The 16,666-nt window shown below is 72.5% G+C and carries 20 protein-coding genes; 8 read left to right on the top strand and 12 right to left on the bottom strand.

The window, feature by feature from the left end:
• Positions 1-30 precede the first annotated feature (30 nt).
• Complete coding sequence (locus ABEA10_RS44500) at positions 31-654, bottom strand: IMPACT family protein (RefSeq protein ID WP_345474693.1); 624 nt, start codon at positions 652-654, stop codon at positions 31-33.
• Here ABEA10_RS44500 and ABEA10_RS44495 point away from each other — a divergent pair.
• The gene (locus tag ABEA10_RS44495) at positions 653-1,966 is read left to right on the top strand and encodes an MFS transporter (protein WP_345474691.1); all 1,314 of its coding nucleotides are present in this window, start codon (positions 653-655) and stop codon (positions 1,964-1,966) included. The two genes, ABEA10_RS44500 and ABEA10_RS44495, sit on opposite strands and share 2 nt — an antisense overlap.
• 20 nt (positions 1,967-1,986) lie before the next feature.
• Here the strand turns inward: ABEA10_RS44495 and ABEA10_RS44490 are convergent, their stop codons facing one another.
• The 3 genes from ABEA10_RS44490 to ABEA10_RS44480 are packed head-to-tail and all read right to left on the bottom strand — an operon-like array spanning position 1,987 to position 4,238.
• On the bottom strand, positions 1,987-2,664 hold the full coding sequence (locus tag ABEA10_RS44490; protein ID WP_345474690.1) for an SDR family NAD(P)-dependent oxidoreductase: 678 nt from the start codon (positions 2,662-2,664) through the stop codon (positions 1,987-1,989).
• Positions 2,661-3,437, bottom strand: coding sequence for an SDR family NAD(P)-dependent oxidoreductase (locus ABEA10_RS44485; protein ID WP_345474689.1), 777 nt, complete (start codon positions 3,435-3,437; stop codon positions 2,661-2,663). The genes ABEA10_RS44490 and ABEA10_RS44485 overlap by 4 nt, the downstream gene beginning before the upstream one ends.
• A gap of 33 nt (positions 3,438-3,470) precedes the next feature.
• On the bottom strand, positions 3,471-4,238 hold the full coding sequence (locus tag ABEA10_RS44480; RefSeq protein ID WP_345474688.1) for an SDR family oxidoreductase: 768 nt from the start codon (positions 4,236-4,238) through the stop codon (positions 3,471-3,473).
• Between the two features lie 102 nt (positions 4,239-4,340).
• On the opposite strand from ABEA10_RS44480, the gene ABEA10_RS44475 reads away from it, so the two are divergent.
• The gene (locus ABEA10_RS44475) at positions 4,341-5,171 is read left to right on the top strand and encodes a helix-turn-helix transcriptional regulator (RefSeq protein WP_329235186.1); all 831 of its coding nucleotides are present in this window, start codon (positions 4,341-4,343) and stop codon (positions 5,169-5,171) included.
• A 7-nt stretch (positions 5,172-5,178) separates the two neighbouring features.
• On the opposite strand, the gene ABEA10_RS44470 is transcribed toward ABEA10_RS44475, so the two are convergent.
• Positions 5,179-5,820, bottom strand: coding sequence for a hypothetical protein (locus ABEA10_RS44470; protein ID WP_345474687.1), 642 nt, complete (start codon positions 5,818-5,820; stop codon positions 5,179-5,181).
• Positions 5,821-5,830: 10 nt separating this feature from the next.
• Positions 5,831-6,919 (bottom strand): DNA polymerase III subunit beta family protein, encoded by a 1,089-nt coding sequence (locus ABEA10_RS44465; RefSeq protein ID WP_345474685.1) that lies wholly within the window; start codon positions 6,917-6,919, stop codon positions 5,831-5,833.
• 122 nt (positions 6,920-7,041) lie between these two features.
• Between ABEA10_RS44465 and ABEA10_RS44460 the strand changes: the two genes are divergently transcribed.
• Complete coding sequence (locus ABEA10_RS44460) at positions 7,042-7,626, top strand: helix-turn-helix domain-containing protein (protein ID WP_329235193.1); 585 nt, start codon at positions 7,042-7,044, stop codon at positions 7,624-7,626.
• Here ABEA10_RS44460 and pip read toward each other — a convergent pair.
• The gene (gene pip, locus ABEA10_RS44455; protein WP_345474681.1) at positions 7,611-8,633 is read right to left on the bottom strand and encodes a prolyl aminopeptidase; all 1,023 of its coding nucleotides are present in this window, start codon (positions 8,631-8,633) and stop codon (positions 7,611-7,613) included. The genes ABEA10_RS44460 and pip overlap by 16 nt on opposite strands.
• 63 nt (positions 8,634-8,696) lie before the next feature.
• Positions 8,697-9,692, bottom strand: a complete 996-nt coding sequence (locus ABEA10_RS44450; protein WP_345474679.1) for a helix-turn-helix transcriptional regulator — start codon at positions 9,690-9,692, stop codon at positions 8,697-8,699.
• Positions 9,693-9,844: 152 nt separating this feature from the next.
• Between ABEA10_RS44450 and ABEA10_RS44445 the strand changes: the two genes are divergently transcribed.
• Positions 9,845-10,306 (top strand): VOC family protein, encoded by a 462-nt coding sequence (locus tag ABEA10_RS44445; RefSeq protein WP_345474677.1) that lies wholly within the window; start codon positions 9,845-9,847, stop codon positions 10,304-10,306.
• 176 nt (positions 10,307-10,482) lie between these two features.
• Here ABEA10_RS44445 and ABEA10_RS44440 read toward each other — a convergent pair whose 3' ends face one another.
• The 3 genes from ABEA10_RS44440 to ABEA10_RS44430 all read right to left on the bottom strand — a co-directional run bounded on the left by ABEA10_RS44440 (position 10,483) and on the right by ABEA10_RS44430 (position 12,773).
• Positions 10,483-11,658: a GDSL-type esterase/lipase family protein gene (locus tag ABEA10_RS44440; protein WP_345474675.1), complete on the bottom strand. Its 1,176-nt coding sequence runs from the start codon at positions 11,656-11,658 to the stop codon at positions 10,483-10,485.
• Positions 11,659-11,723: 65 nt separating this feature from the next.
• Positions 11,724-12,293, bottom strand: coding sequence for a TetR/AcrR family transcriptional regulator (locus ABEA10_RS44435; RefSeq protein ID WP_345474673.1), 570 nt, complete (start codon positions 12,291-12,293; stop codon positions 11,724-11,726).
• A 294-nt stretch (positions 12,294-12,587) separates the two neighbouring features.
• Complete coding sequence (locus ABEA10_RS44430) at positions 12,588-12,773, bottom strand: hypothetical protein (RefSeq protein ID WP_329235212.1); 186 nt, start codon at positions 12,771-12,773, stop codon at positions 12,588-12,590.
• A gap of 12 nt (positions 12,774-12,785) precedes the next feature.
• Here ABEA10_RS44430 and ABEA10_RS44425 point away from each other — a divergent pair, with 12 nt between their 5' ends.
• The 3 genes from ABEA10_RS44425 (at position 12,786) to ABEA10_RS44415 (ending at position 15,375) form a co-directional block, all read left to right on the top strand.
• Entirely contained in the window at positions 12,786-12,968 is a 183-nt protein-coding gene (locus ABEA10_RS44425) for a hypothetical protein (RefSeq protein WP_345474672.1), read from the top strand.
• Positions 12,969-13,279: 311 nt separating this feature from the next.
• Positions 13,280-13,918: a TetR/AcrR family transcriptional regulator gene (locus ABEA10_RS44420; RefSeq protein ID WP_345474670.1), complete on the top strand. Its 639-nt coding sequence runs from the start codon at positions 13,280-13,282 to the stop codon at positions 13,916-13,918.
• The gene (locus ABEA10_RS44415) at positions 13,915-15,375 is read left to right on the top strand and encodes an MFS transporter (protein ID WP_345474668.1); all 1,461 of its coding nucleotides are present in this window, start codon (positions 13,915-13,917) and stop codon (positions 15,373-15,375) included. Before ABEA10_RS44420 ends, ABEA10_RS44415 begins: the two co-directional genes overlap by 4 nt.
• On the opposite strand, the gene ABEA10_RS44410 is transcribed toward ABEA10_RS44415, so the two are convergent.
• Complete coding sequence (locus tag ABEA10_RS44410; RefSeq protein ID WP_345474666.1) at positions 15,338-15,799, bottom strand: MarR family winged helix-turn-helix transcriptional regulator; 462 nt, start codon at positions 15,797-15,799, stop codon at positions 15,338-15,340. The two genes, ABEA10_RS44415 and ABEA10_RS44410, sit on opposite strands and share 38 nt — an antisense overlap.
• Before the next feature lie 172 nt (positions 15,800-15,971).
• Between ABEA10_RS44410 and ABEA10_RS44405 the strand changes: the two genes are divergently transcribed.
• Entirely contained in the window at positions 15,972-16,649 is a 678-nt protein-coding gene (locus ABEA10_RS44405) for a hypothetical protein (RefSeq protein ID WP_345474664.1), read from the top strand.
• The last annotated feature ends 17 nt before the right edge of the window (positions 16,650-16,666 follow it).

The raw sequence follows: 16,666 nt of genomic DNA, 5'->3' as shown, positions 1-16,666 counted from the left end.
CCGGCCATACCTGACAGCTTCTGGCAACAATCAGGAGATCGGTGCGTCCACATAGCCGACCGGGCCCCGCCGGGTCTCCGCCCGCCCGCCGGCGGCCGAGGCCACCCACGCCTCGAACGCCGTCAGCTCCTCCTCCGGCACCAGCACGTCCAGCTCGGCCCGCACGCCGTACCGGGACCCGGCCGGGGTGTAGGCGGACGCGTGCAGGTCACGGCTCAGCCGCCCGGCGAGGGCGTGGTCGGCCACCACCGTCACCGTCACCACCGCACGCCGCTCGACCACTCCCACCCGGTCGACCGTCTCGGCCACGACCTGCCCGTACGCGCGCACCAGACCGCCGGCGCCCAGCTTGACGCCCCCGAAGTACCGGCTGACGACGGCGACCGTGCCGGTCAGCTCCCGGCGCGTCAGCACATCGAGCATCGGCAGCCCCGCCGTGCCGGCCGGTTCCCCGTCGTCGTTGCTGCGGGTAAGGTCGCCGTGCTCGCCGAGGACGTAGGCGGTGCAGTTGTGGGTCGCGTCGTGGTGCGTTCTGCGGCGCCCGGCGATGAACTCCCGCGCCTCCGCCTCGGTGGTGACGCGGGCGAGCGCGCAGACGAACCGCGAACGCCGGACGTGCAGTTCGTGCTCGCCAAAGTGCGTGATCGTGCGCATGTCGCACCCACCGTACGGGATCGACGCGATATCGAAGGGATGGGGCATGCCCCGGCGCCGCCGCTTCGTGCTGGACATCACCCCGCTGCGCGAGTCGGCGGACTTCCGCCGCCTGTGGGCCGGCTCGTCCCTGTCGGTCGTCGGCGGGCAGATGACGACCTTCGCGGTGACCCTGCAGGTCTACCGCACGACGCACTCCTCGGCCGCGGTCGGCGCGGTGGGGCTGGCCTCGGGACTGCCGCTGATCCTGCTCGGCCTGTTCGGCGGATCCTTCGCCGACGCGGTCGACCGCCGCCGCCTCGTCCAGGCCACCAGCACCGGCTCCGTCGTGGTCTCCGCGCTCCTGGCCGTCCAGGCGTTCGCCGGCCTGCGGGCGCTGTGGCCGCTGTACGCGCTGGTGGCCGCCCAGTCGCTGCTCGGGGCGGTCGGCGCGCCCGCGCGCCGCACGTTCGTGCCGCGGCTGCTGCCCGCCGGCCAGGTCGCGGCCGGCGTCGCGCTGAACCATCTGTGCTTCCAGGTCGGTCTCATGGCCGGTCCGGCGCTGGCCGGGGTCGTCACCGCCGCCGGTGGCCTGCGGCTGTGCTACCTGGCCGATGTGGTCAGCTTCACCGGCACCCTGTACGCGCTGGCCCGCCTGCCCGCCATGCCGCCGCAGGGCGGCGCCTCCCGGCCCGGCGTCGCCGCCGTCGCCGAGGGACTGCGGTTCATCCGCCGGCGGCCGATCCTGACCGGCGTCTTCCTCGCCGACCTCGACGCGATGGTCCTGGGCATGCCGTTCGCGCTGTTCCCCGCCCTCAACGCCGCCCACTTCGGCGGTGCCGCCCCCACCCTGGGGCTCATCACCGCCGCGCCCGCCGTCGGCGGGCTGTTCGGCTCGGCGCTGTCCGGCGCGGTCGCGCACGCCGTCCGCCCCGGCCGGGCCCTGCTGGCGAGCGTGACGGTCTGGGGTGCGGCCATCGCCGGGTTCGGCCTCGCCCGCACGCTGTGGCTCGGCCTGCCGCTGCTGGTCCTCGCGGGTGCGGCCGACACGATCAGCGCCATCGTCCGCGCCACGATCGTGCAGCTCGCCACGCCCGACGGGTTCCGCGGGCGGGTCGGCGGCGTCGACTTCGTCATCGGCGCCGCAGGGCCCCAGGTCGGCAACTTCCGCGCCGGTGCCGTCGCCTCGCTCACCTCCCCCGCCGTCAGCGCGGTCGGCGGCGGCATCGCCGTCCTGCTGGGCGCCGGCCTGCTCCGTCTCGCCGTACCCGCCCTCACCCGCTACACCACGCCCGCCGACGAGCCGGAGGAAGCGCTGGACGAGGCGCGCTGAACCTCGGCCGGTGTCCCGGCTCAGGTCAGGACGGTCACCGTTTCCGCCGGTGAGGCGTGCCGGCGCCAGAGGTGCTCGGCGACGTCTGCGGGTTCGTGGGTGAGTCCCGGCCCCACGGCGCCGACGATGGTGACGCGGCCCACGTTGATCCCCCGCTGCGGCAGTGCCCGGGAGAGCAGGTCGACGTAGCTGCTCAGTCCCGCGTAGGCGACTGCGCTGACGGCACGCTCGGGGCTGGGGCGTACGGCGGCGCCGCCGGTGGTGAACAGCAGCGTGCCCGAGCCGCGGTCCAGCATGCCCGGCAGGACGGCCTGGACGACGGCGGTGGCGCCCACGACCGTGAGCGCCAGGGCGCCTTCGACGTCTTCGGCCGTGGTGTCGACGACGGGCCGGATGAGGCGGATGGCGGGCAGCGGGCTGAAGCAGACGACGTCGGGCACCCCCAGGGTGGAGGTCAGCTCGCCGAGCGCCCGGGCGATGTCGCCGGGATCGGTGATGTCGCCGGTGACGGCGGCGGCGGTGTGCCCGTCTTTCCGCAGGTCGTCGGCGATGGACTGGAGACGGCCCGGGTCGCGCGCGATGAGCCCGGCCGGGTGGCCCTCCCGGGCGAAGCGGCGGGCCACCGAGGCGCCGATCCCCGGGCCCGCGCCGACGACGAAGACGGGCCCGCCGCCGTGCCGGCCGGTTCGCGGGCTCACTGGGCCGTCCATCCGCCGTCGACGGCCACGAGTGCGCCGGTGACGAAGCTCGCGGCGTCGGACACGAGGAAGGCGACGGCCTCGGCGACCTCTTCGGGCCGTCCGATCCTGCCGATCGGGTGAGCGTCGCCGAACGAGGCGAGCATCTCCCGGCCGTTGTCGACGACGCCCTCCATGATGTCGGTGTCGATGACCCCGGGGAGCACGGCGTTGGAGCGGATGCCCTTGGGGCCGCCCTCGACGGCGAGCACACGAGTGATCTGGGCCAGGGCGCCCTTGGAGGCGGCGTAGGCCGTCTGCGTGGCGAAGGCGACGACCGAGGAGACGGAGGCGATCGAGACGATCGCGCCGCCGCCACCGGCCTCCATCACCCGGAAGGCCTCGCGCGCCTGGACGAAGTTGCCGCGGGCGTTGACCCGCAGGATGCCCTCGAAGTCCTCGACGCTGGTCTCGGTGATCGGTTTGTTCAGGGTGCGGCCGGCGTTGTTGACGAGGATGTCGAGCCGGCCGAACCGGTCGGTGGCCGTCCGCATGGTCGATCGCGCGAAGTCCTCGTCGGCGACGTCGCCGACGAGCGCGGCCAGGCCCGGATCGCTCGCGGCGAACTCCTCGACGGCCGGGGACCGATCGGTGACGACCAGGCGGGCGCCGCGGTCACGCAGCAGGGTGGCCGTGGCGTGCCCGATGCCCCGCGCGGCCCCCGTGACGACGGCGACCCTTCCGGTGAGGTCCCAGGAGGCCGGGACGGCGGGGCGGTCAGGGGTGGTGGTCATGAATTTCTCCGTTTGTTGTGGAAAGGGAGGCGGTCAGCGTTGCCGGGCGGGCCGCAGGACGATCTCGTTGACGTCCACGTCGGCCGGCTGTGCGAGGGCGTAGGAGACGGCCCCGGCGATGGCGTCCGGTTCGATGGCGTGGGCCCGGTAGACGCGCATGGCCTGCGCGGCTCCGTCCTCGGTGATGGAGTCGGCGAGTTCGGAGGTGACCACGCCGGGAGAGATGGTCGTGACGCGGATGGCGGGGTCGCTCTCCTGGCGCAGTCCCTCGGTGATCGCCCAGGCGGCGTACTTGGTACCGGAGTAGACGGCACTGGTGGGCACGACCTGGTGCGAACCGATGCTCGCGACCGTGACGAAGTGGCCCGAACCCTGAGCGGTGAAGTGGGGCAGGACCGCGGCGATCCCGTGCAGCAGCCCGCGGATGTTCACGTCGACCATCCGGTCCCACTCATCGACCAGCAGGGAGTCGAGCCGCGACAGGGGCATGACCCCGGCGTTGTTGACGAAGACGTCGATCCGCCCGTGGCGATCCCGGGCGGCCTCGGCGAACGCGCCGACGTCGCGGCGGTCCGTCACGTCGAGCCGCACCGGTTCCAAGGTGCCGCCGGAGCGGGCGCTCGCATGCGCGGTGCGTTCGGCCAGCGCCCGCAGGCGGTCGGTCCGCCGCGCGCCGGCGATCACGTGGTGTCCCTCCTGTGCGAGCCGGGCGGCGACGGCCGCGCCGATGCCGCTGCTGGCTCCGGTGACGAGGACGACCTTGCGGCCGCCCGGCGTCATCGCTTTCTGATTCGTCGGCATGCCCTCGACACTGGCCCAGGCCGGACGGCTGCGACAGGGCGCGTTCTTCCCTGGGTGTAACGCACCCACGAAGCGCCCGGCCCTCCTCCGTACGATGGCGTCATGACACGCTCCGACCTCGGCGCCTACCTGCGCGCCCGGCGGGCCCGGGTCACACCGGCCGAGGCCGGTCTGCCCAGCGTCGGCCACCGGCGGGTCCCCGGCCTGCGACGTGAGGAAGTGGCCCTGCTGGCCGGCGTCAGCGTCGACTACTACGTCCGGCTCGAGCAGGGCCGGGAACGCACGCCGTCGGCGCAGGTGATCGACGCTCTGACCGCCGCCCTGCGCCTCGACGACGACGGCCGCGAGCACCTGTTCCGCCTGGCCGGGCTCAGCCCGCGCGCGCGGGTCGCCGCCGTACCGGACCGCGTCGACCCGAGCCTGCTGCAGCTCATGGCCGCCTGGCCGGACAATCCGGCCATCGTCTACAACCGCGCCTACGACGTGCTCGCCTCCAACGCGATCGCCGACGCGCTCTTCCACGACTGGGCGCACTCACGCAACCTCATGCACGTCGTGTTCACCGACCCGGCCGCGCGCACCTTCTACCGCGACTGGCACGAGGTCGCGCGCAACTCGGTGGCCGGCTTCCGGCTCGGCTACGGCAAGGCGCCGCACGACCCGCGGATCCGGCGGGTGCTGGCCGAGCTGCTCGACCAGAGCCCCGAGTTCGCCGAACTGTGGGCCCATCACGACGCCCGCGGCAAGGCGCTCGAACGCAAACGCTTCGACCACCACGACGTCGGAGCGCTGACGCTGACGATGCAGACCTTCGACGTCCGTTCCAGCCCTGGGCAGGAGCTCGTCGTCTACCACGCCGAACCGGCCTCCGAGAGCAGCCAGGCCCTCGCGCTCCTCGGCTCCCTGGCCGCCACCGCACGCCAGGCGACCTGAACATCAGTCAGGCCGCGGCGCCGAGCGAGCCGATGACCCGGCCGAGGGCCTCCTGCTCCTGCTCGGGCAGCCACCGCGTCGCGTGCAGCGTGTGCAGGGCGGCGGCCAGCCGGGCCCGGTCCTCCTCGGTCCCCAGATCGCCCAGATAGGCGGGCAGGACCAGCCCGAGCGCCCGCAGGTCCTCCCGCGCGCACAGCCGGATCAGCAGGTCGTACAGCCCGCCGTCGGCCGGCCGCCCGGCCTCGCGCAACCCGTCGGCGATCGTGAAGCGGAGCCCGTCGGCGTACGGGCCCGGGGGCGCGTCGTCCAGGTGCTCGGCCGCGAGGGTGAAGTGCCGCCGCGCCTCCTCCGGGGCGCCCAGGTCTCGGTGGGCCTTGGCCAGGTTCAGGTGCAGGGAGGCGTAGAAGCCCGTGACGCGCTCGTCGCCGACCCGGTTCGCCCGGTCCAGGCACTCCTGGTTCCAGCGGAGCGTCTCCCGCGGTGTCGGCTGGTGCCGGGCCAGGTAGTGCGCGGCGACGCACGCCTCGTAGTCGTCGGCGGCGGTGCGCCACGCCTGCTCGAACAGCTCGCGTGCGTCGGCGTCGCGGCCCTCGGTCTCGGCGCGCATGCCCTCGGCGCACAGCCGGACGACGGGGTTCTGCGGATCCATGTGTCTCTCCTCACGTCTCGCGGTGGTGACCGGACCGGCGGAGAACCGGCATGACCAAGGTGGTGAAGCTGCCCTGGTCGGCGGAGCGGACGACCACGGGCGAGACCGGGTCGCGGATCTCCAGCAGGACGTCGGGTCCCACACCGGCGTCCAGGGCCGCGACCAGGACGACCGGGTCGAAGCTGATGGACAGCGGCGGCCCGGTGCGGATGGCGGGCACGGTGGCCGCGGGCGGATCCTCGCCCACCACGCGGATGCGGTCGTCCTCGGCGTGCAGGGTGACGGGCCCGCCGGTCTCGGCGAGCCGGTCACGCAGCGCCGCCCGCCCGGCGATCAGCCGGTGCCGTACGGCGGGCCGGTCCTCCAGGAGCACCCGGTAGTCGGGGAACGTCCCCTCGACCGCCGGCAGCGTCCGTACCCCGCTGCCGCTCTCCCGGACCCGCACCGCCTCGGAGCCGTCGAGCTCCACCTCGACCTCCGCGTGGCGTACGGCCCAGGCGGCGGCCTCCTTCATCGCCGCCGCGTCGACGACGACCCGGCCCGGCCCGCCTTCGATGAGCTCCGGCCGCAGCGTACGCACCGCCAGGCGGTAACGGTCGGTGGCGGCCAGGTGGATCTCCTGCCGGTCGAGCTCGACCAGCACCCCGCCGAGCACCGGGAACTCCCGGGCGACCGCCGGTTCGGCCACCGCGGGCGCGACCTGGCGCACGGCGCTCGCCAGCTCCGCGCCGCCCACCCGCGCCCGGGACACCGAGGCGCGCGGCGACAGGTCGGCCAGGATCGACTCGATCGCCGACCGTGTCGCCGCCGCCGTTTCTTGTGCCCGCTCCAGGTGCTCCCGCAGTACGGCGCGGGCCTGCGACCGGGTGCCGTCCAGCACCGTCGTGGCCTCGGTCAACGGCAGGCCCGCCTTCCGCAGCCGTCGTACGAGGACGGCGCGGGGCTCCTGGCCGGGGTGGTAGTACCGGTAGCCGGTCGCCTCATCGACGAACGCCGGCCGCAACACGCCGCAGTCGTCGTAGAACCGCAGCGCACTCGGCGCCAGCCCCACCCGGTGCGCGAAGGCACCGATGCTCACGAGCCCCTCGGAGTCGTCCATGAGCGAGATTGTCGGGGTTCAACCTGCTTGAAGGTCAAAACGGGCCTGTTCCCCACATCCGCCTCGGGCATCGAGCGACAAAGCTCTTTGCCAAAAGCGCAAAGCGTGGGCAGAGTGAACGGATGAGCGAGGAGCTGGACGCCGTGCTGGCCGCGGTCGGACCACGGCTGCGGGAGCTGCGACGCCGCCGTGGAGTCACCCTGACCGCCCTGTCGCAGACCACCGGGATCCCCATCAGCACCCTGTCCCGGCTGGAGTCGGGGCAGCGCAGGCCGGGCCTGGAACTGCTGCTGCCACTGGCCAGGGCCTACCGGATGCCGCTCGACGAGCTCGTCGGCGCGCCCGCCGCCCTCGACCCGCGGGTACACCCTCAGCCGTTCAACCACAACGGCATGACCGTCATCCCGCTGACCCGCAAACCCGGCGGGCTGCAGGCGTTCAAACAGATCCTGCCCGCCGGCCTGGCCGACGGCGAACCCGATCCCCGCTCGCACGAGGGATACCACTGGCTGTACGTCCTCAACGGGCGGCTGCGCCTCGTGCTCGGCGACCAGGACCTCGTCCTCGCCGCCGGTGAGGTCGCCGAGTTCGACACCCATCTGCCGCACTGGTTCGGCAACGCCGACGCGCGGCCGGTGGAGTTCCTGAGCATTCTCGGCCCCCAGGGTGAACGCTTCCACGTCAGGGCCCGCTACCGGCCCGCCTGACCTCCCGGTGGCTCCACCGTGGCCTCGGTCTCGTGTCCGCCATGCCGAGGGTTCGCGGCGAACCGGTCGAGGGCCGCCAGGACATGGCCGCGCGTCGCGGCACCGCCCAGATGGCCCGCGTCCTCGACGACGATCAGCTCGGCGCCGGGCCAGGCGCGGGCCAGTCCCCAGGCCGTCTGGAGAGGGCCGCCCAGGTCGAACCGCCCGTGGATCAGGACGCCCGGGATCCCGGCCAGCCGGTTCGCGTCGCGCAGCAGGGCGCCCTCCTCCAGCCACGCTCCGTGGGAGAAGTAGTGGGAGCAGATGCGCACCAGCGCGAGCCGCGCCGAGGAGGGCCGGTCGCCGTACGGCCGGGAGGCGCCCTTCGTCTCGCCGGACAGGACCGTGTCCTCCCAGGCGCACCAGTCGGCCGTCGCCCGCTCGCGTACGGCGGCGTCGGGGTGCTCCATCAGCCGCGCGTAGGCCGCGACGACGTCCCCGTCGCGGGGTGTGCCCGGAGCGCCCGCGAGGAAGCGCTCCCACTGCTCGGGAAAGAACCGGCCGACGCCTCGGTACAGCCAGTCGATCTCCGAGCGCCGGGTGGTGGTGACACTGGAGATGACGATCTCCGACACGCGTCCGGGATGCCGCTCGGCGTAGGCGAGGATGAGCGTGGAACCCCACGACCCGCCGTACAGCAGCCACCGGTCGATGCCGAGATGCCGCCGGAGCCGCTCCATGTCGGCGATGAGGTGCCCGGTGGTGTTGTGCCGCATGTCAGTCGCGGGATCACTGGCGTGCGGGGTGCTGCGGCCGCAGCCACGCTGGTCGAACAGGACGACGCGGTACCGGTCCGGATCGAAGTACCGGCGCATCCAGGTGCCACAGCCGGACCCGGGTCCGCCGTGCACGACGAGCGCGGGCTTGCCCGCCGGGTTGCCGCAGGCCTCCCAGTACACGAGGTTGCCGTCCCCCACCTCGAGCATCCCCTGGTCGTACGGCTCGATCGGCGGATACGGCTCACTCATGCTGGAAGGTCCTCCCGTCGTGCCGGAGCCGGAAGCGGTTCTCGGCGCCGGCGTGGTCGCGGCTCACGACTCTGCCAGGTCCGGCACCGGTGAGACCGCCGCACCGGCCGACAGCAGTCGCTCCGCCAGCACGCGACAGCGTCCCCTGAGCTCCGGAGGCTCGACCACCTCGAAGGCGTGTCCGAGCAGGAGCACGTGCATGAGCACGAAGTCGAGGCTGCCGGCGCCGCTGAGCACCTCGCACCGCTCGTCGCCGCGCCGTCGTACGACGGCGGCCGACGCCGGGATCTGCGCGCGTACCGTGTCGGCCGGGGCTTGCACGAGGAAACGCGCCTGGTGCGGATAGACCCGGCTCGCCACGCTCTCCTGCACGTACGTCGCCGCGTCGGGCGCCGCGCGCGGGCGGAACCGCCACGTCCGCGCGGACACGTCGCTCATCCGGTCGACGCGGAAGCTGCGCCAGTCGTCGCGGTCGAGGTCGTAGGCGAGGAGATACCAGCGCCGGTCGGAGGCGACCAGGCGGTAGGGCTCGACCCGCCGCCGTCGCACCTGGCTCCCTGACGGGTAGCCGAAGCCGGCCTCGACCTCGTCGCGGCAGGCTCTGGCCAGTGTCGTGAGCACCTCCGGGTCGATCGGCGTGCGGCCTCCCCCGAAGGACTCCACCGAGCCGGAGAGCGCACGCACCTCGTGCCGCAACCGGGCCGGCAGCACCTGATCGAGCTTGGTCAGCGCCCGAAGCGCCGCGTCGCCGGCTCCGGCGACGCCGCCACCCGCACCGGCGAGCAGCGACACCACGGTGGCGATGGCCTCCTCGTCGTCGAGAAGCAGCGGCGGCAGGTCCTGCCCCGGGCCGAGCCGGTAACCGCCGCCGACGCCCTGGCCGGCATGGATCCGGTAGCCGAGCATGCGCAGCCGCTCGACGTCACGCCGTACCGTGCGCGGCGTGACCCCGAGCCGGTCGGCGAGCTCGGGGCCGGTCCAGCCCTCGCGTTGCTGCAGCAGCCCGAGCAGGGTGAGCACCCGCTCGGTCGTCCCCCGCTCGTCACCGGCCGTATCCATGGCACCCACCCTGCCAGATAGCGGACCGATCCTGTCCGCCCTCGGTGCCAGGGTGCGTTCAGGGACGCGGACGCGCTCGACCGGCTGTGCGAGGTCCGCCGCCGCGTGTATCCGTGCCCGCACATGAGACCCGCCACGAATGGAGCAACCCGATGAGCCGCCATGTTCAGGTCACCTTCGACGCCCACGATCCGCGGGCGCTGTCGTCCTTCTGGAGCGAGGTGCTCGGCTACGTCCACCCCGGCCCGCCCGGCGTCGACCTGCCCGAGGGCGCCGACCCGCTCGCCGCGTGGGAGGAGTTCCTCGCGCGGATCGGCGTGCCGGCGGAGCAGCGCAACGCGAGATCGGCCATCGAGGACCCGGAGGGGAACGGCCCCCGGCTGTTCTTCCAGCAGGTGCCGGAGGACAAGGCCGCCAAGAACCGCGTCCACCTCGACGTTCGCGTGGCCCCCGGACTGCGGACAGAGCAGCGGATGGCGGCCCTGGAGGCCGAGTGCGACCGACTGGTCGCGCTGGGGGCGACGCGCGTACGGCGCTGTGAACCCGCTCCCCCGATGAGCGCCGGCTTCATCGTGATGACCGACCCCGAGGGCAACGAGTTCTGCCTGGATTAGATCCGTATAGCCGTGACCATGATCAACGCATCACCGGTCACCCCCTGAGGGCACATCCAGGGCAGGTAGGCTCAGCCGATTTCACTTCCGTGTCTCAGTAGCCCTGCTGACCGCTGTCGCCGACTCGTGACCGAAGAGCACATGAGAAGCGCCGGTGCCGGGCCGCGGGGAGCAGCTCAGGGAACCGGGAGGGCGAACGCGCCGCCGGAGCCGAACACGAGCCGCGCGAAGTTCTCGGCGATGCGGCGGTGTCCCGCGGCGTCGGGGTGGACCTCGTCGGGCAGCGGGAGTTCGGCGTGGTCCGCCTCGCCGTACAGGTCTCGGCCGTCGAGGTAGTGCAGGCCCGGGTCGTCGGCCGCCCGCCGTTCGACGATCCGGGAGAGCTCGTCGCGGATGACGTTGAGCGTCAGGCGCCCGGCGGCGCGTTCGGCCGGGTCGCCCGTGGCCTTGAACCGCACGGTCCCGCCGTCGAAGTCGGGCACGAGGGGTCCGGGGGTGTCCTCGTGGACCGGGCACAAGATGGCGGAGACCACCAGCAGCGGCGTGTCCGGATGCCCCTCGCGGATGGTGTCGAGGAAACCGTGGACCGCGGGGACGAAGGCGCGCAGGCGCATCACGTCGGCGTTGACGACGTTGATGCCGATCTTGACGCTGATCAGGTCCGCGGGGGTGTCCCGCATGGCGCGGGCGGTGAACGGGTCGAGCAGCGCGCTGCCGCTGAACCCGAGGTTGACCAGCTCCACGCCGCCTCGGGCGGCGGCCAGGGCCGGCCAGATGGTGGTCGGGCCGGCGGCGTTCGAGCCGTGGCTGATGGAGCTGCCGTGATGCAGCCACACCCTGCGCCCGCTGCCCGGTGCCGGTTCGACCGGGGCGTCGGTGCGCAGGGCGATCAGCTCGGTGATCTCCGTGTGCGGGAGCCAGATCTCGACGTGCTTGTCACGCGCGGGCAGATCGGTGAACCGGGCGGTGCCCGACGGCCCCTCGCGCAGCTCGACGGATCCGGTGACCATGTCGGTCGTACGGAGCCGGCCGCCGGTCACCGTGGTCTGGGCGGTGAGCCGGCCGTCGACCAGCAGGTCGTACACCCCGTCCGCCGGCGTCGGCAGATTCCGGTAGGCCCGCTTGGTGGGCAGCGTGTCCAGCTCGACGGCGGTGGCCCGGGTACGGAACACCAGGCGTACGCCGGACGGCGTGGCCTCGGCCACGGCCAGCAGCTCGTCGGGGATCTGCCGGCGCGCCCGCGCGGGCAGCCGGTGCGGCAGCAGCCCGTACGCGGTGTGCTCCACGTCGAGGGCGCCGCGCAGGAGGTCTTCGGTGATGGGTGTGGTGACCCAGTCGTGCTCGGTGTTCATCGTCTCAGCCTGTCGATCAGGTATTCCGGGTGGTCGAGACGCGCGCCGTGGCGCGCCCCTGGTGGTCAGGACGCGGTGCCGTTCCGCAACAGGGCGTCGAGGGAGTTCACGATCCAGGACCAGGATTCCTGCGGGTCGACGGCGGTGTGGCTGAAGCCTCCGCCCATCTCCAGGCTGACGTAGCCGTGGAAGACGCTGCCGAGCATCCGGACCGCGTGGGTCTGGTCCGGCTCGGTCAGGTCATAGCCGCGCAGGATCGCCCGTGTCATCTGTGCGTGCCTGACGCCCGCGCTGGAGGCCGCCGTCTCGGGGTCGAGCCTGAGCTGCGCGGCGGCGTAGCGGCCGGGATGCTCCCGGGCGTAGTCACGGTAGGCGTCCGCGAAGGCGGCCAGCGCGTCCCGGCCGGCACGCCCGGCCAGCGCGGCGGAGACCCGGTCGGCGAGCTCCTCCAGGGCGAACAGGGCGATCCTGGTCTTCAGATCCTGGGAGTTCTTCAGGTGCGAGTACAGACTCGCGACCTTGACGTCGAACCGCCGGGCGAGCGCCGAGACGGTCACCTGGTCGAAGCCGACCTCGTCGGCCAGCTCCGCCCCGGCCCGGATCAGGCGTTCCGTGCTCAGTCCCGCGCGAACCATAACGATCCTCCCATCTGCCAAAAGACATTATGTACGTACCTAATACTATTAGGCAAACTCCGAGTACGTGAAGGCCGGACGGGAGTGGAGGGCCTCGCCGGGGCGGCGCCGCCGATGGCGGGCCGTCAGGCGACGAGGCCCAGGTGACCGGCCGCCGCCGGGGCGGCGCACGGCAGGTCCGAAGGGGCCGCCGTAGCCGATGGTGTTCGGGCGGCTCGGCTCCCCGACCAGGCGGCGGTCCGCCGGATCATTCGGGGTGGGTGAACTGCGCGTCAAAAATCCGCGGGCCGCCCCTCAGCCGCTCTGCCACGCCTTGAAGCCGGGCCCGTTCAGGACGACGACCTCAGGGTCGCGTTCCTTTCCGACGTCGACACGGTTCGGCACTCCCGGTACGAGTGCCACGGTGAAACCCGCGGCGTACAGCACATTCGCCATCGCGCGTTCCATGACCCCGGTCGCCGCGCGTTCGAGTCGGACCATGGGGTGATCAGGATGATCTATTCCCAGAGAACCGGTCTCACCGTCGAATCGCGTTTCCGCGCACCAGCTCACACTCACATGGCCGCCGTACGTGGAAATGTGATAGCCGCCGGCATGACTGCCCTCGGGTATGCCGATGAGTTTGAACAGCTGGCGGATATCGCGGGCGAGCGCCTCGGCCCTGTCTCCACGTGAGGGGGTAGCCATGGCCGGAACCGTACCGCCGCGACGAGAACCAAAGCGACGCAGGCGACCTTTCCGCCAACTCGTGTCTTCCGGGTCGCCCGTTCCCGATCCCGGGCCGCCGGTTTCCGGTGAATGGCCGACCCGATTGGTAGCCGAGTAGCGATTCTCGGTGACCCACCGGAACCTTTACCGGCGCCGGGATTCCGCGTACGGCGCCTCCAGGGTCACGCTCGACGCCGCGACGATGCCGCGACCGTACGGGACCGGGCCGCGCTCTGCACGGTTGACGGAGTGAGTACTCACTCCGTACGCTGACCGGCATGACAGAGACCTCTTCCCCTGAGCCGTCCCGGCGCCGTGCGCCCGCGATGGAGCCCGACCAGCGCCGCGCGATGATCGTCGCCGCGGCCCTCCCCCTCGTCATCGAGTTCGGCGCCTCGGTGACGACGGCGAAGATCGCCCGGGCCGCGGGCATCGGCGAAGGCACGATCTTCCGCGTCTTCCCCGACAAGGACACCCTGCTCGCGGCCTGCATGGCCGAAGCCGTGCGTCCCGACGACATCGTCGCTCACCTGGAGTCGATCGCGCTGGACCAGCCGCTGGCCGACCGGCTCACCGAGGCGGCCGACGTGGTGCGCGGCCACATGGCCCGCATCGGCGCCGTCGCCGGAGCCCTCGCGGCGGCCGGACGACTGGAGCGGGTCACCACCCCCAAGCCCGGCCAGGGCGGCCGTCTCCCCGACCGGGAAGCCGGCCTCGCCAGACCCCGCGCGGCCCTCGCCGCCCTGTTCGAACCCGACCGGGAGGCGCTGCGGCTGGCTCCGGAGCGGCTCGCGGACGCCTTCCAGCTGCTGCTGATGTCCGCGGGCCGGCCGGGCGCTCCCGACCCGCTGACCACCGAGGAGCTCGTGGACCTCTTCCTGCACGGCGCGCTCGCCGCGCCCGGGGAGGCCGGATGACCGCGCCCGAGATGTACGACGACCTGCCGTCCCGCCGCCGAACCCTGATCACCGTCGCCCTGCTCGGATGCGCCTTCCTGGCCATGCTGGACGGAACGGTCGTCGGCACCGCCCTGCCCCGCATCGTCGAGCAGGTCGGTGGCGGGGCCTCCTGGTACGTCTGGCTCGTCACCGCCTACCTGCTGACCTCCTCGGTCAGCGTGCCGGTCTACGGCCGCTTCTCCGACCTTCACGGCCGCCGCCGGCTGCTGATCGGCGGGCTCGCCGTCTTCCTGATCGGCTCGACGGCCTGCGGTCTGTCCGCCTCCATGCCGGCGCTGATCCTCTCCCGCGCCGTGCAGGGGGTGGGTGCCGGAGCCCTGCTCACTCTCGGCATGGCCCTGATCCGCGACCTGCACCCACCGTCCCGCCCGCAGGGACTGATCCGCATGCAGACCGCCCTGGCCGCCATGATGGTCCTGGGCATGATCGGCGGCCCGATCCTCGGAGGCCTGCTCGCCGACCACGCCGGCTGGCGCTGGGCGTTCTGGCTCAACCTGCCCCTCGGCCTGGCCGCCGCCGCGGTCCTCACCCTGGCCCTGCCCGACCGCCGTCCCGCCGCCCCGCCCTCCGGCCGCCTCGATGCGGCGGGCATCGTTCTTCTCACCGCCGGGCTCGCTCTGGTCCTGACCGGCCTCAGCCTCAAGGGCAACACGGCGACCGGCCGGTCCTGGGCCGACCCGGCCGTGCTGGGCTGCCTGCTCACCGGCCTGGCCCTGCTGGCGCTGCTCATCCCGGTCGAACGACGCGCGGCCGTCCCCGTCCTGCCCCTGCGCCTGTTCGGGCGCCGCACCTACACGGCCTTGCTGACCGCCGGGTTCTTCTTCCAGGTCGCCGCGCTGCCCGTGGGGATCTTCCTGCCGCTGTACTTCCAGCACGTCCGCGGCTACTCCGCCACGGTCTCCGGCCTCCTGCTGCTCCCGCTACTCGTCGGCATGACCCTGGGCAACCGCCTCACCGCCACCGCCATCCTGCGCAGCGGACACGTCAAACCGGTCCTCCTGACCGGAGCGGCACTGCTCACCGCCGGCACCGCCGCCTTCTTCGCCCTGGGGCCCGCGACGCCCTTCGCACTGACGTCCGTGTTCCTGCTGGCCGCCGGGCTCGGCACCGGTCCGGCGATGGGCGGCCTGACCATCGCCACACAGAACTGCGTGCCCCACGCCGACATGGGCACCGCCACCGCGGGATCGGCCCTCGCCAAGCAGATCGGCGGCGCGTTCGGCCTGGCCTGCGCCCAGACCCTGATCGGTCACTCCCCTACGGCGCCCACCGCACCGGCCATCGGCTCCACCATCGCCTGGAGCGGAACCGTCGCCGGGCTCCTCGCCGTCGCCGCGCTGCTCCTCACACGCGACATCTCCGTCCCCTCGCCCGGAATCAGTGCTGTGCGTCGACGAGTTTCGACAACAGCGTGATGAATTGACGCCGCTGGGCGGCCGTCAGAGGCGCGAGGAACTCCTCCTGGATGCCGTCGATGACTTTGTCGAGCTCGAGAAGCCGTTCGACGCCTGCCGGTGTGATCGTGACGATGTTCCGGCGCTTGTGGGCGGGATCGGCCGAGCGCTCGACCAGGTTGCCTGACTCGAGCCTGGTCAAGGCGGCGGTCACATCGCTGCGATCGATCCCGGTCCTGCGGCCGAGCTCGGCCTGACTCGCGGGCCCCCACTCTTCCAGCGCGGCGAGGAGCCGGTAGTGGTAGCTGCGCAGTCCGCCGCCATGGGCCTCGAAACCGGCGCCGAGCAGCCCCGAGACGTGCATGTGCGCTCGGCTGATCAGCCAGGTCGCGCGTCCTTCGAGCCGGGCCGGAGTGCGGCCGGTGTCGTGATGGGGCGTGGGCACGCGTCAACCGTAGCAGTTGTGGGCCATACCAACACTCGTTATGTTGGTCGCACCAACATTGGCGTGGTGCTCATCGCGCCGATGTCACCCACCCCACGGGGCCGAGCGGAGACCGGCCACCCCGCCGGTCCGCGGCCGGTCTCGAAATCTGCCGACGCAAGGAGATCTGACAGTGAACACCTCGCCGAAGAACGAGCCCGAACGCGTTCTCGTCATCGGCCGCAGCCCCAGCGTGCTCCTCGCCACCGTCGACATCTTGCGCGGCAAGGGCTATTCCGCGGACACCACGAACCAGTTCGACCAGGTTCTCGATGACTACGACGTCACCGATCTCGACGTCCTGGTCTTCGGCGGCATGGTCCCCGCCGACACGAAACGACGACTGCGCGCGAACATCTCCGAACGCAACCCGCACGTGAGCTTCGTCCAGGGCCTGGCCGGCATCGCCGGCCTCATCGCCGCCCAGGTGCAAGCCGTCACCTCGGCCGAGGCCCCGGAAGGCGGCGGGGTCGTCTACGACGCCGCACAGCGCTCGGTGCGACTCACGCTCGACGATTCCGCCACCGTCACCGTCGAGGCCTGGTGGCACACATCGTTCGTACCTCCGGAGCCCAAGAGCGCATCGATGCACGTTTTCGATGGCCGACTCGACGCGGGACCGCACATCATCCCACTTCCGGCTCAGGTGCCGTCCGAAGCGTCGTTCGCCGCCGTCACTGTCGGCTCGTCCGTCCGCGTGTTCACCGTCGGGCCCATGCCCGGTGCCGTCACACGGCTGGTGCCCACCTCGGCCGACGACAATCGACTTCCCCAGGTCGGCCGGGTCGCGACAAGCGGCGACGACCGGTAACGGCTCTCCGCCGGAGC

The organism is Actinoallomurus oryzae, from assembly GCF_039541955.1.
GTDB classification, from domain to species: Bacteria; Actinomycetota; Actinomycetes; order Streptosporangiales; family Streptosporangiaceae; genus Actinoallomurus; species Actinoallomurus oryzae.
Note: the sequence above shows the minus strand (reverse complement) of the source record. Positions and strands in the feature narration are given on the sequence as shown.